At 70.9% G+C, this 14,316-nt stretch carries 9 protein-coding genes; 5 read left to right on the top strand and 4 right to left on the bottom strand.

Features of this window, described 5'->3' with window-relative positions; translation table 11 throughout:
- Positions 1 to 116: 116 nt before the first annotated feature.
- Both ACQP0U_RS02260 and ACQP0U_RS02265 read right to left on the bottom strand, forming a co-directional pair.
- Positions 117 to 755, bottom strand: a complete 639-nt coding sequence (locus tag ACQP0U_RS02260; RefSeq protein ID WP_433315309.1) for a DUF4241 domain-containing protein — start codon at positions 753 to 755, stop codon at positions 117 to 119.
- 73 nt (positions 756 to 828) lie between these two features.
- Positions 829 to 1,854: a Ku protein gene (locus ACQP0U_RS02265; protein WP_433315311.1), complete on the bottom strand. Its 1,026-nt coding sequence runs from the start codon at positions 1,852 to 1,854 to the stop codon at positions 829 to 831.
- Positions 1,855 to 1,939: 85 nt separating this feature from the next.
- On the opposite strand from ACQP0U_RS02265, the gene ligD (ACQP0U_RS02270) reads away from it, so the two are divergent.
- Positions 1,940 to 2,881 (top strand): non-homologous end-joining DNA ligase, encoded by a 942-nt coding sequence (gene ligD / locus ACQP0U_RS02270; protein ID WP_433315312.1) that lies wholly within the window; start codon positions 1,940 to 1,942, stop codon positions 2,879 to 2,881.
- Complete coding sequence (ligD, locus tag ACQP0U_RS02275; protein ID WP_433315313.1) at positions 2,871 to 3,788, top strand: non-homologous end-joining DNA ligase; 918 nt, start codon at positions 2,871 to 2,873, stop codon at positions 3,786 to 3,788. The genes ligD (ACQP0U_RS02270) and ligD (ACQP0U_RS02275) overlap by 11 nt, the downstream gene beginning before the upstream one ends.
- 49 nt (positions 3,789 to 3,837) lie before the next feature.
- Here the strand turns inward: ligD (ACQP0U_RS02275) and ACQP0U_RS02280 are convergent, their stop codons facing one another.
- Together ACQP0U_RS02280 and ACQP0U_RS02285 are read right to left on the bottom strand one after the other, a co-directional pair.
- Complete coding sequence (locus ACQP0U_RS02280; protein ID WP_433315315.1) at positions 3,838 to 6,144, bottom strand: esterase-like activity of phytase family protein; 2,307 nt, start codon at positions 6,142 to 6,144, stop codon at positions 3,838 to 3,840.
- Positions 6,141 to 7,268 (bottom strand): hypothetical protein, encoded by a 1,128-nt coding sequence (locus tag ACQP0U_RS02285; protein WP_433315317.1) that lies wholly within the window; start codon positions 7,266 to 7,268, stop codon positions 6,141 to 6,143. Before ACQP0U_RS02285 ends, ACQP0U_RS02280 begins: the two co-directional genes overlap by 4 nt.
- A gap of 141 nt (positions 7,269 to 7,409) precedes the next feature.
- Here ACQP0U_RS02285 and ACQP0U_RS02290 point away from each other — a divergent pair, with 141 nt between their 5' ends.
- From ACQP0U_RS02290 to ACQP0U_RS02300, 3 genes are all read left to right on the top strand, one after another.
- A complete protein-coding gene (locus ACQP0U_RS02290) occupies positions 7,410 to 8,162 on the top strand; it encodes a TIGR03089 family protein (RefSeq protein WP_433315319.1) in 753 nt (250 codons plus the stop codon).
- 243 nt (positions 8,163 to 8,405) lie between these two features.
- A complete protein-coding gene (locus ACQP0U_RS02295) occupies positions 8,406 to 13,391 on the top strand; it encodes a carbohydrate-binding protein (protein ID WP_433315321.1) in 4,986 nt (1,661 codons plus the stop codon).
- A 177-nt stretch (positions 13,392 to 13,568) separates the two neighbouring features.
- The gene (locus ACQP0U_RS02300; protein ID WP_433315323.1) at positions 13,569 to 14,291 is read left to right on the top strand and encodes a hypothetical protein; all 723 of its coding nucleotides are present in this window, start codon (positions 13,569 to 13,571) and stop codon (positions 14,289 to 14,291) included.
- Positions 14,292 to 14,316 lie beyond the last annotated feature (25 nt).

Here is a 14,316-nt window from a genome sequence, read left to right on the forward strand (position 1 = left end):
GGCACCCGGTGCCGGGGGGAAAGCCGACGCACACGGTACCCGCACCGCGGCCTACCGTGCCCGCCGCGGACGCCTCGGATCGCCCAGCACGACAGTTCCTGGGCTTTCCCGGGCGGTTATTCCGGGACGACCATGAAGTCGGTCACGAACGAGGTGACCCGGCCATCGGCGGCACGACCGATCCAGGTGCCGTAGCAACCGTCGCCCCAACCCGTGGACACGGTGACGACGTTGGCGCCGCTGGGCTCGTCCAACACGGCGGTGATCAGCCCCGGGACCGGGGACGAGGGCAGCTCGGTCGGTATGAAGACCTCCTCGACCCGGTCCTCGTCCCAGCCCTCCAGGACGGCGAGCGCGGTCGGGTCGGCGAGGGTGCCGACGCCGGCGTCCACCCCGTACCCGAAGTAGTCGTCAGCGCCGAGCGTGGCGACGTCCTGGTCACCCGCGACGGCGGGCTCCCACCGGATCGTCGGCTCGGTGGAGACGACCAGCTCCAGCGCGGCGACCCGTCGGTCCACCTCGGCGTCCTCCCGGAGCACCACCGCCACCCAGGCGCGGGCGGGATGCCGCCCCGGCGGCACGGTCACGGTGAACGGCTCGGCCTCCGGGCAGACCAGCGGGTCACACCCGACCACGCGGCCGGTCGGCAGCACGATGTCGCCCACCGGGTGAACCTCGATCAGGTACCCGCCGTGCTCGTCGGTGAAGCGGGCGCCGGGCGTCAGTAGCCGGTCCAGATCAGGGGTGTACGGCATGGGGGCTCCTCCGGTCGCCAGCGGCCGGCGGAGCGTACCCGGCCCGGCGGACACCGCCGCCGTTGCCGTGCGGTCAGGCGCTCTTGCGGGGTGCGGTCTTGCGCGCGGCGGTCTTCTTCGCCGGCTCCGCCTTCGTCGCGGCGGTCTTCTTGGCTGCGGTCTTCTTGGCCGGTTCGGCGGCCTTCTTCTCGGCCGTCTTCTTCGCCGCGGTCTTCTTCGCGGGCGCCTTGGCCGCCTTCTTCTCTGCTGCCTTCTGCGCCGAGCGCGCCGACGAGATGGGCGTCGGCTCGCCACCGCCGCCACCACGGGCGGGCTGCTCGCCGCGAGCCGCCTTGGCGCGTTCCACCGAGGCCTTCAACGCCGCCATCAGGTCCACCGCCGCGGCCGGGGCCTCCTCGACCTCCTCCGGCTGGACGACCTCCCGACCCTCCACCTTGGCGTCGATGACCTCCTGCAACGCGGCCCGGTAGTCGTCGGTGAAGACGTCCGGCTCGAACTCGCCGGTCATCGAGTCGATCAGCGAGCTGGCCATGGCCAGCTCCGGCGGGCGCACCTTGAGGTCCTCGTCGAGGAAGCCGAAATCCGGGGTACGGATCTCGTCCGGCCAGAGCATGGTGTTGAGCAGCAGCACGCCCTCGCGGACGCGCAGCGTGGCGAGCTGCTCCCGCTGGCGCAGCGCCACCTTGACGATGGCCACCCGCTCCGAGTCGATGAGCGCGTCGCGCAGCAGCACGTACGGTTTGGTCGCCGCGCCCTCCGGCTCGAGGAAGTACGCCTTGTTGTAGAGGATCGGGTCGACCTGCTCGGCCGGCACGAACTCCAGCACGTCGATGGCGCGGGAGCTGGTCAGCGGCAGGTCGGCGAAGTCCTCGTCGGTGAGGATCACCATCTCGCCGCCGCCGATGTCGTAGCCCTTGGCGATGTCGTCGTAGGTGACCTCCTCGCCGCAGATCGAGCAGGTGCGCTTGTAGCGGATTCGGCCGCCGTCCTCGCGGTGCACCTGGTGGAACCGAATGTCCTTCTCCTCGGTTGCGGAGTAGAGCTTCACCCCGATCGAGACGAGCCCGAACGACACGGCTCCCTTCCAGATGGCACGCATCCTGCGCTCCCTTCCCCGGTATCGACCATGGTCGCATCCGAAAGAACCGGACGCGAGGTGTTCGGCCTGCTACTACAGTCGGGTCGTGCCCGGCGCGCCGATCAAGCCGATGCTCGCGATGACCGGGCCGCTCCCGGCGGGTGACGGCTGGGCCTACGAGTTCAAGTGGGACGGCGTTCGCGCCCTCGCCGACATCTCCGGCGGCGGCCAGCACCTGTATGCCCGCTCCGGCGTGGAGATCACCGCCGCGTACCCGGAGTTGGCCACCCTGCCCGAGCAGGTCGACGACGCGCTGCTCGACGGCGAGGTGGTGCTGCTCGGCCAGGGAGGGCAGCCGTCGTTCACCGCGCTGGCCGAGCGGATGCACGTCCGGGACCGGAACAAGGCGGCCCGGTTGGCGGCGGTCATGCCGGTGACGTACATGATCTTCGACCTGCTCCGGCTCAACGGCGACGACCTGACCGGCTGGCCGTACGAGCGCCGCCGCGAGGCACTGGACGCGCTCGGTCTCGGTGGCCCCCGGTGGGCGGTGCCGCCGATGTTCGCCGACGGGCCGGCCACCTACGAGGCGGCGGGAGAGCACGGCCTGGAGGGTGTGATGGCCAAGCGGGTCGGGGCCGTCTACCGCCCGGGGGTGCGTTCGCCGGACTGGGTCAAGGTCAAGCTGGAGGTGACAGGCGACTTCGTCATCGGCGGTTGGCGGCCGGGCGCGCGTCGGATCGGCGGGCTGCTGGTCGGCGTGCCCGGCCCGGACGGCCGGCTGATCTACCGGGGTCGGGTCGGCGGCGGGATCGGCGCGGCCATCGAGCGGCAGCTCCTCGCCGAACTGGAGCCGCTGCGCTCGGGCGTGTCACCGTTCGCGCCCGGCGTGCCGCGCGAGGATGCGCGGGGTGCCATCTGGGTAACACCAATGGTGGTGGTGGAGGTGAAGTACGGCCAGCGCACCCCCGACGGCCGGCTGCGCTTCCCCCGGGTGCTGCGGTTGCGCCCGGACAAGCCTCCGGAGGAGGTCGACGATGCCGGCTGAGCGGCTACGGGTGGACGTCGAGGGCCGGGCGTTGGAGTTGTCCAACCTGGACAAGGTGCTCTACCCGGCGGCCGGGTTCACCAAGGGTGAGGTGATCGACTACTACACCCGGATCTCCCCGGTGCTGCTGCCGCACCTGCGGGACCGACCGGTCACCCGGATCCGCTTCCCCAACGGGGTGGACGACAAGTCGTTCTTCGAGAAGAACACGCCGGCCGCGACCCCGGACTGGGTGCGGGTGGAGAATCTGCCGGCGCCCGGGTCGACGAAGGGCCGGGAGACCATCGACTACGTGGTCGCCGACGACCTGCCCACCCTGGTCTGGCTGGCCAACCTGGCCGCGTTGGAGCTGCACACACCGCAGTGGAAGGTGGGCGAGCACCCGGACATGATGGTCGTCGACCTGGACCCTGGGCCGCCGGCCGGGCTCGCCGAGTGTTGCCCGGTGGCCGTCCTGATGCGCGACCGGCTCGCCGACGACGGCATCGAGTCGTACCCGAAGACCTCCGGCAAGAAGGGCATGCAGCTCTGCTGCCCGATCGCCGGCACCCAGTCGTCCGATCTCGTCTCCGACTATGCCCGGCGGATCGCCCAGGAGCTGGAGCAGGCCCACCCCAAGCTGATCGTGTCGAAGATGGCGAAGAACCTTCGACCGGGCAAGGTCTTCATCGACTGGAGTCAGAACAACGCGGCGAAGACCACTGTGGCGCCGTACTCGCTGCGGGCCCAGTCGGTGCCGTCGGTGTCGACGCCGCTGACCTGGGACGAGGTGGAGGCCGGCGCGCGCGGTCGGAAGCCGGCCGTCCGCCAGTTCACCGCCGCCGAGGTCCTGGCCCGGGTCGAGGAGTACGACGACCTTCTCGCCCCGCTGCTGGACGGCGGCCCGGAACTACCCGGCAGAGGTTAGGCCCCGGCGCCCACCCTGCGAATGGGTGGACGCCGGGTCGGTCGTGTGGTCAGCGGTGGCCGAAGACCTTGCGGCTGGAGCCGAGGCGCAGCAGCACGGTCTCGCCGGTGGCGTCCTGGACCGCGTCGTTGTCGGTGATCGCGTACACCTCACCGTTGCCGGCCACGGTCAGCCCCTCCAGCTTCTCCTGCGTCCACCCGTTGGTGGCGCGCAGCGCGGGCAGCACGTCGACGGCGAGCGTCTTCGGCAGCACGGTCAGCGGACCGGTCGCCGCCGCACCGGACAGCGGCACCGTGTAGATCCGCTTGACGGCGGCGGCCGGGCCGTTCAGCTTGTCCCGCTCGATGACCGCGAGCCGGTCACCGACCACGGTGATCTCGGAGAGGCCCATCCAGTCGCCGGGCACGGTGGTGGCCCCCAACTGGTAGCCGAACCAACTCCAGGTGCCCGCGGCGACGTCGTACCTGCCGAGCCGGACGATGCCGGCCGGATCGGTGCTCAGCTCCCGCTGCACTGCCACCCAGACGATCTCCCGGCCCTGCCGGTCGGTGGTCGCGGTGACCCCCTCCAGGCCCTGCTTGCCGAGGCCGGCGGCGACCTCGGTGGGCAGCGGAACGGTCTGCCGGGTGACCCCTGCGGTGTCGAGCCGGACGAGCTTGTTCTCCGCGCCCTTGGCGCCCTCCACGGCGAGCCAGAAGCCGCCCTGCTCGCGGGCGAAGATGCCCTCCGCGTCGTACCCGACCGGAGCGCCGGCCGCGTCCCGCACCGGCAGCGCGCCGGTGATCACGGCCGGCGTCCGCTTCGCGTCGATGGTCAGGATGCGGGTCTGGCTGTACGCCGCGTCGGTGACGCTGTAGAGCTGGTCCCGCTTGCCCGGGGCCGCGCTCAACGCGCCGAGCGCACCCCAACCGATCGGGGCACCCGACTTGTCCGAGGCGGAGACGACGCTCGGGAACGCCGGGGTGCCAGTGCCGAGCCGGAAGAGCGACACCGAGGCCCGAACGTTGACCGAGGCGTCGTCCTCCTCGCTGGAGACCGCGAGCAGCCCGCGCGACGGAATGGGCAGCAGCCCTTCCGGCCCGTTGGTGGTCGGCAGGATCTGCCGGAACACCGGCCGGGTGGGGTTGCCCAGGTCGTAGACGGCGACGAAGTTGCTCCGCTCCGAGCCGACGAAGGCGTACCGGACGCCGTTGTACTCGGCGACGGCCACGCCCTCCGGCTCGGTGCCCTTCTTGCCGGCCCGGTCCTCGTTGTGCAGCCCATACGTGACGGCGAGCCGCTCGAAGGTGTTGCCGGCGTCCCAGGCGACGCGTCCGCTGCGGCTGTCGAAGACCGACCAGCCGCGGCTGCCGCCGTGCCAGTCGCCCTCGTTGGCAGTGGCGAGATAGTTGTCGTCGACCCAGGCCACCGCGTCCGGCTCGCGCGGCACGTCGGTGATGCCGCCGGTCAGGTCGATGACACCGTCCTTCTTGGTGTCGATGCCGCTGATCGTGGCGGTGCCGGCGCTGAACACCCTGGTGATCCGGCCGGTGGGCAGGTCGACCAGGGCGACGCCGTTGTTCTCCTGAAGCGTCACGGCCAACTGGTTGCGGCTGTTGATCGAGACGTACTCCGGCTCCGGGTCGGTCGGCGCGGCGAGCCCGGCCCGCACCAGGGCGGGCAGCGCGCTGCCGTCGGCCCCGGTCAGCGCGACCGGCCGCAGCCGCCAACCGGCCGGGGACTTTCCGGCCAGGTCGACGATCTGCACGAAACCGGCGGGCGCCTGGGGCAGGTCGCCTTCCTCGCCGCCGGGCGGGGTGGCCTCCTCGTCGCGCTCGTTCTCGATGGCGATCGCGGCGTACCGCTTGTCCTTGCTGATCGCGATCGAGTCGGGCTGACCGCCGAGGTCGAAGCTGGCCACCCGCGTGCGGCTGGCCAGCTCGATCACGTCCAGTCGGCCGGACGGCTCGGTGAAGCTGGCGCTGGTGTTGACCACCACCAGCACGTACTTTCCAACCACGGCGACCGAAGTCGGCTCGTCCTCGGCGTTTCCGAGCTGGGCCAGGGAGAGCGTGCCGAGGCCACGCGGCCGGTCGGCACGGGAGATGTCCAGGAAGCCGATGCGCCGGGCCAGCGCGTCGGTGTGGATCAGGGTGCGGCCGTCCTCGCTGACCGCGGAGATCTCGGCGACCGTCGCGGTCGTCGGGTCCTCGCCGGCCGGACGGTTCTGGAACACCGGGTACGTGGCGACCCGGTCGAAGGCGAGCGACGGGCCGGGGTGGTGGTGCGCGCCGGCCGACGCGGGGGTGGCCCCGGTCAGGCTGGCGGCGGCGACACCGGCTGCGGTGAGCGCGGTGAATGCTCTTCTGAGTGTCAAGGACTTCCTCCGTCAGTTCGTACCCGCACGGAGGCTGACACCCGTCGGGGAGCATCAGCTTGCGGCGACGTGAACAGCTGGCGAAGCACGCAGCCGCCACCAGGCGGCACCGACCAGGGCGACAGTGACGACGGTGACCGCGACGTCGCCGGCCAGGGCCGCGGCCGGGCTCGCCGGGGAGTACGGCGGCACCAGGTACGCGAACGCCGCAGCGGTGACCAGGCCCGCGGTGCCGGCGACGAGCACGTGCCGCTGCCCCAGCCGGCACCCGACGACAGGTACGCGACCAGGGCCCCGGCGGCAGCGGCCAGCGTCAGCGCGATGGCCACTCCCGCCCAGCCGGGGGTCAGGTCGCCGCCGAGGCGGACGAGGAAGACCAGCAGACCCACCCAGAGCGGGTGCGGCACCCGACGGGCCCGGCGCGGGCGGGGGCGGCGCCAGCGGGGCAGCAGGGCGACCGCGACGAGGGCGAGGACCAGAACGGCGGCGAAGGCCAGTTGGAGCGGGCTGGCCAGGAAGTCCTTCCGGCCGCTGCTGTCGGAGAAGATCAGCAGACTGCCGAGCAGGTAGATCACGCCGACCACGACGAGCCCGGGGCGGCCCAACCACGGCCGGAGACGCCGCTCCGACCCGAGGAACGACTCGATGAGCACGATCGGGGCGCAGATGGTCAGCACGATGTGGTTGCCCACGTAGTCGAAGGCCTGCCGGAGGCTGAAGTCGAGCCCCGGCACCAGCGACGCCTCGGCGGCGGCACGGGCGTCGGCGTACTGCGTGTCGTCGAGGTAGTCGGGGTTGAACAGCGACTGGTCGACAAGCCCCGCCTGGAGCACGCCGAACGCGGCGGCGAGCAGCACGATCGTCGGCCACCCCGCGCCGAGGTGCCGGGCGGTCTCCCGGATGAGGATCGCCGCGCCGCCGTACATCGGGCCCAGGAAGATCAGCACCGGGAGGAAGTCGTCGATGGCGAAGCCGCCCCACGAGCACTCGGCCGCCCAGGGTGCGAGCAGCAGCAGCGCGATCACCGGCAGGAGCCGCCGGCGCAGTGGCAGACGGTCGCCGGTGACAGGGCGGTCAGCGGCGGCGGGAAGGTCGGCGGTGACGGGGTCGGGTCCGGTCGGCATGGGCGCTCCTCGGCGGCGTCTCGGGGGTCACCTGCACCGTGCGCGGGCCACCCGGTCAGCCGATACGGCCATCGGCCGACTACCGGCGCGACCAAAGTCGTTGAGTAGGGTGGTGCCGACGTCGATCCGGGGAGCGTGGAGATGCAGCCGACCGAAACGGCCGACCTGGTGGCCCGACCCGTCGAGGCCGAGCTTCCGCTGCTCAGCTACCGGGACGAGGCGACCGGCGAGCGCGTCGACCTGACCGCACAGCAGGTCGGCTCGTGGGCGGCGCGCAGCGCGAGCCTGCTGCGGGACGGGTGTCGGCTGGGCCCCGGCAGCCGCGTAGCGGTCCTGCTGCCGCCGCACTGGCGTACCGCCGCGGTGTTGTTGGGCGCCTGGGCCTCGGGCCTGGCGGTGTCGTTCCGACCGCGTGCCACCGCGGGCCTGCCGGTGCTGGAACCGGGCGGCGACCGGCCGTTCGACGCGGTCTTCGTGACGCCGGAGCGGCAGGACGACTGGCTGGAGGACGTGCCGGACGCCCCGCACCGCTATCTCGTCGGCACCGGGCCGGGGCCGCTGGCCGACGTGCCGTTGGGTTGGTTGGACTGGTCCGCCGAGGTGCTTCGGCACGGCGACGGCGTGCCCGACCACACCGCCATCCACCCGTCGGACCCGGCCACCGCGGACGGCACCACCTACGGGCAGTGGGGTGCGCTCGCGCAGGAGTTCGCCGGGATGATGGACCTGCGTGCGGGCGACCGGCTGCTTGTCGACGCCGCCGAGACCGAGCAGCCGCTGAAGTGGTTGCTCGCGCCGCTCTCGGTCGGCGCGTCGGTGGTCATCAGCGCCAACCTCGACCCGGCGCGGCAGGACGCGGTCATCGCCGCCGAACGAGTGACCCGCGTCCTCTGAGCTAGTCCGGCGCTGTTGATCAACTAACTGTTCACCCGTACAGCGTCCGTCTCTCATCCGGCTTGGCTGGCGAGTTCGCACAGAGCGGGCAGGGTCATCCAACGGCCGCGCCCGCCGGCGTGCCACAGCACCTGTGGGCCGGAGCGCTGGCATGCCCCCAACCGCTCGGCCCTGCGGTGTCGTGGCGGCTTTCTTCGCGTCGGTGGCGTCCACGTTGACCCACCAATAAGGAGAAACCCCGCCATGACGCACGAGACACGTGCGCGGAGGAAGCGAACACGCGGCATCCTGCCCGCTGTCGCGCTCATCCTCATCGCCGGGCCGGCAACGGCCCTCAACCCCACGCTTGCGGGCGCGCAGGCGACCGCGACCAGCGGTAACACGCCGCTGATCAGTCTGAGCAACGGGCAGAACGTCGAGGGCAATCTCCCCGTCGTCGTCGAGCCGGTCACCGAGAACGACTCAGTGACCACCCTCGCGGTCGACGGCGAGAGGATCGGTGCCGACAAGACCGCCGGCACTGCCCACTTCGCCTTCGAGATGGGTGGCAACGGCACCGAGGCCCGCTACCGCAACTACATCACCGTCAACGCCCACACCGCCGAGGCGGACCGGGTCTACCTCCCGGACATCGCCGGTGGGCAGGTCGGCACCCTCGACTTCCCGGGCGACTGGCTGCTCCCCGGGGCGAACACCATCACCGTCCACGCGGGAGCGAACTGGGTCGACTCGACGACCAAGACGGCCGTCGGTTACGAGGAGCTGCCCAACGGTGAGGGTGGCCGCTGCCCCAACTACGACGACTACGCGCTGAGCAGCATCAGCCTCAGCCTGCTCGGCGTTGTCGCCGACGGTGAGCAGAACCTGTTCAGCTACAGCTTCGGCGACGGCACCTGCGGCAGCTCGGCGAAACTGCTCAACCAGGACCTGACGTTCGTCGTCTCCGGCGAGCCGGGCAGCACGTCCGGCCTGCGTACCGACCTCGACACCACCACGCTCACCAACGGTACGCACACCGTCAGCGCGACTACCCAGTCGGGCGCGAAGACGTCAGTGACGGTGGACGTCAACAACGCTCCGGCCGGCGCGGCGGTGGTCACCCCCGGTGACGGTGCCCGCGTACGCGGAACCCGACCGGTGATCGCCGCGCTGCCCGCCGGCGGCAAGGACCACGTCGAGTCGTTGGCCATCGACGACAAGCCCGCCGAGAACGCGGAGGCGCTGGCCGCCGGCACCGCCACCCTCGGCCTCGCGGTCGCGGCCGGCAACTCGATCGAGGCGCGCTACCACAACTACGCGCTGGTCAACGGCCACCGGGTCGACCTCGGCGGTGACTACGGCGCGACCGGCGCGGAGGACGTCAAGCTGGCGTTCCCCACCCGCTTCCTGCACCTCGGCGACAACGTCGTCGAGATCCGGACCGGCGACTACAACGGCACCCTCAACGGGGCGACCTGCGCCAACCACGACGACTTCACGCTCACCCGGGCGGCGACGAGCCTCACCCTGAGCACGGCGGGCACGGTGACGGCCGGCGCCACGTACATCGTCACCACCAGCGGCACCACAGTGACGAAGACGGAGACGACAGCGGCCGCGCTGACGCTTGGCGACGGCACCTGCGCCGCCAACAAGGACGCCGAACTGCACTTCACCATCGCGGACGCCCCGACGACACGGACGGTCGACACCCTCGGCAGTGGGGGTGACGCGCACCTGAAGGTGTTCGTCGGCGGCAACGGCAGTGACAACGGGTACGACAACAAGGTGCTGATCAACGGCATCCCGGTGGAGATCGGCATGTGGGAGAAGGAGGTCGCCGACCTCGCCTTCCCGAACGAGTGGCTGGTGCCGGGCGTCAACGCCGTGGAGTTCGTCGCCGGCAACGACCACGGCAGCGCCAAGCCGGGCGGCTGCGACAACTTCGACGACTTCACCCTGCGGGACTTCCAACTGCTGCCGACCGGCGCGAAGGCGACCCAGCTCACCCGGTCGACCGCGCAGACGACTGTCACGATCGGCTCGGCGAGTTACCCCGCCGGCTCCCAGGTGACCACGTACATCGGTGACGGCACCTGCGGCAGCAGCTACAACGCGGTGCTGACCAAGATGGTCCTGTTCGACGTCACGGCGGCGGACGGCTCGGCGCTGCCGGCGCTGGGCAGGCGCGCCGACGTGGACACCACATCGATCGCGGACGGCGCCCACACCATCAAGGCGGTCGTCGGGGACAAGACCTCGACGCGGCGTTTCACCACCGACAACACCGCCCCGGAGGTCGAGAGCAGCGTCCCGGCGGCCGGGCAGCGGCTGACCTCGACCGTCGCGCTCAACGTCAAGATCAAGGACGCCACCGGGCTGGTCGGTACGCCGGTCATCACGCTGGACGGGACTGCCGTCAAGCAGGGTGACCAGATCGGCCACGGCCTGCCGGCCGGGGAACACACCATCGCGGTCACGGCAACCGACGCGCTCGGCAACAGCGCCACCCGCGAGGTGCGGTTCAGCAGCGCCAGCATCCCGGACGTCCCGACCGAGCTGAACTCGACAGTCAAGAGCACCGACCCGCTCTCGGCCGAGTTGTCCGCCCGGATCCCCGGTGCCGAGGGGGTCGGCCTGACCGCCACCTTCACCAAGGCGGACGTGGTCCTGCCGACCGGCGGCTACCAGGGTGAGGCTGCCGACGTGCCGACCACTCTCGACGTCCAGCACGACAGGAACGTGGACGTGGCCTCGCTGCGCCCGCTCGACGGCGCGACGATCGACACCCCGTCCAGCCGTGGGGTGATCTTCCAGCGGTACGACCTGCCACTCGGGGCCACCAAGCAGGTGCCGACCCTGCGCTGGTCGGGCACTATCGACCCGGCGCGGATCGTGGCGCTGCGGGCGTGGAACCCGGCCACCGACAAGTGGGTAGTGCTGACCAGTTCGCGTGGCCAGGCCGGGCACGAGACGGTGCTGACCGCGCCCGTCGAGGCCGGTTACCGCGACGGCGGTGTGGTGCACGTGCTCGTCACCGGCGAGGACCCGTTCGCCGACGACCTGTCCCCGCACGACTCGACGGCGCAGAACGACAAGGACCGCTTCGAGGACCCGGCCTCGTACGACTTCTCGCTGGCGCACTTCACCGACACCCAGTACATCACCGAGGGTGCGGCCGGCGGTACGTACGACGACTGGGACGGCAAGGCCGAGCCGTCGGACGTCGAGACGGCCGAGGAGCAGGCGATCTGGTCGGCCGCGTACCGCGACCAGATGCAGTGGATCGCCGACAACGCGGCCAGCCGCAAGATCGCGTACGCCGCGCACACCGGCGATGTCATCGAGAACGACTACTACGACCCGCTGGCCACCAACCCGGACGGTTCGCTGAAGCGGCCCGGTCTGCACGAGCAGGTCGAGAAGGAACTCGCCGCCGCCTCCGGTTTCCAGAAGATCCTCGACGACAACGGCGTCGTCAACCAGGTCATCGCGGGTAACCACGACGACCAACTGGGTGCCGAGACCGGCCCCACGTCCCGGTTCAGCCGGACGTTCAGCGCCGACAGGTACTACGGGACGGCGAAGTCCTGGCCGAAGGGCACCGAATACCACGCGTGGGACGAGGTGACCAAGGCCGACGGTTCGGTCACGCCGGGCAAGGACAACCAGAACAACTACCTGCTCTTCTCCGCCGGTGGTCTGGACTTCGTCGCGGTCGGCCTGTCGTACGGAGTGACGCCGGCCGAGGCCAAGTGGGCTGACTCGATCTTCAAGCGGTACAAGGACCGCAACGGGATCCTGCTCTCCCACGACTACCTGAAGCCGTCGGCCAACCCGGACGGACGGGGCGCGGACTTCTCCGCACCGGACGGCTCGCCGCTCTTCAAGCAGGTCGTCGAGGTCAACCCGAACGTGTTCCTGGTCCTCGCCGGCCACGAGCACGGCGTCGGCACCAACCTGAAGTCGAAGATCGGCGTCACCGTCAGCCACGACGTCGTCGAGCTGCTGGCGGACTACCAGTTCTACACGGTCACTGCCGGCGAACTCTGGCCGAAGCAGGTCGCCGCGGACGGCACCGTCGACGTCAACGGTGACGGCACCCCGGACCACAAGGCCACCGACCGGTTGCAGTTCGGGGCGAGCTTCCTGCGCCTGCTCCAGTTCGACGTGGACCGGGCCGAGATGCACATCGACACGTACTCGCCGTTCCTGAAGAACTTCGGGGCGACCGAGTACGACATCCGCCAGGACGGCAGCCAGCCCAAGCCGCGGTACAACGGCTCGGAGGACAACCTGACCCTGCCGGTGGACCTCACCACCCGCAAGACGTCGTTCACCACCGACTCGCTGGCCGCGTACGTGCCGTCCGGCACGATCGGCACCGACGAGGTGACCTCGAACGGTGTCGCCACCACGACCTGGGACAAGCTCCTGCCGGGCACCTCGTACGGCTGGATCGTCTCGGCGAAGAGCGCCGACGGTGGCGAGGCGGTGGCCCAGCCGGCCGTGTTCGCGACCGCCAAGCAGGTCCCGACGATGACCGTCACCGCCGCCCCGACCACCTGGGGCACCGCGGCGACGGTGACCGTGAAGGTCGCGGCCGGCAGCACGCCGGTCACCGGCGCGGTGGAGTTGCGCGAGGGTACGACAGTTCGCGGCTCGGCCGCGGTCACCAACGGGACGGCGACGTTCACCCTCCCGGTGGGCCTCGCTGGTGGTCAGCACACGCTCACCGCCTCGTACCCGGGCAGTGACCTGCTCACGCCGGTGCAGGCCACCGCCGTCCTGACGGTGAACCTGCCGGCCGAGTGGAGTTCGTCGACTGCCTACAACGACGGCGACCGGGTGACCTACCAGGGTCGGGTCTTCCGGGCCTCCTGGTACACCAAGAACCAGAAGCCGGGCGCCGACCCCAACGGCGCGTGGCAGGAGATCGCCATGACCGAGGACGGTACGGCGATCTGGACCGCGTCCCGGGTCTTCAACTCGGGCGAGTTCGCCATGTACGACGGCAGGAAGTGGCGGGCCCAGTGGTACACCCGCAACCAGAAGCCGGGTGACCGCAACGGCTCCTGGGAGGAGATCGCCCCCACCCCGCCGGACAACAGCCCGGCGGCCTGGACGCTCACCAAGGTGTACAACGCCGGCGACCGGGTGTCCTTCAAGGGCCACGTGTACGAGGCGAAGTGGTGGACGCGCGGCCAGGAACCGGGTGACAAGAACGGCCCCTGGAAGCTGATCAAGTAATCAGGTTCGCGTGACCCCGGCCCGGGACCGTTGTCGGTCCCGGGCCGGTGCGCGTCTCGTCACCCGTCCGGTGGAGGCCACCCGTTCCGTCAGCTCTCACGTTTTCCCTGCTCCTACGCTTCGCCGAAGACACGCGCGGTCGGGCACCGGCCACTTTCCGACACCGGCGGAGGGCAGATGGGGTTGCGGCGTACACCTCGGGTTGTGGTTGCGGCGGTGGCCGGCGCGCTGTTCGCGCTCGGTGTGGTCGCGCCGGGCCCGGCGGCGGCGCCGGAGCCCCGCGCGGCCCAGGCCGACGGCCGTGAAGTCCCCGAGCCGCGCGAGCCGCGCCCACCGCTGCTCCCCGCCGACTTCCAGGGCACCGGCCGGTACGTCGTGCGGGACCTCGGCATCGACGTGCCGTTCAGCTGGCAGGGCCGCAACGGCAACAGCCAGATGATCGCCGGCGGACCGGCCCACCCGATCTGGTTCACGAACCTGATCTACGAGAACACCCTCTACACGCTCACCTACAAGTGGCCGAACATCCCGCTGTTCCCGCCCCGCGCGTGCAGCAAGGTCCCGGGGTTCTTCAACCGGCAGATCTTTAACGACAAGCTGAAGACCGCCCGCTACGTGGGGCCGGAGATCCTGCAGGGTGCCGAGGACCGGCACGTCGACCACTGGCGGGTCGGGGTCGTCGGCGGTTCCGCCGTGCCGGGGGAGTTCTTCCGGTTCCCGATCGCGCTCGGCGACATCTACGTCGACCAGCACGACCCGAGTCGCTGGTGGCAGGTGCTGCAGTTCGGCCTGCAGAACCTCTTCGACCCGGAGTTGGACGAGTGGTTCACGATGCAGACGTTCGACCACCGACCGGGCGAGGTCACCCTCCCCGACCGCTGCCCACCCCCCACGTCGTGACCCACGCGCCCATGCGGGGTGCTGC

Origin of the sequence: Micromonospora sp. CA-269861, from assembly GCF_050948505.1 — a bacterium.
GTDB lineage: Bacteria > Actinomycetota > Actinomycetes > Mycobacteriales > Micromonosporaceae > Micromonospora.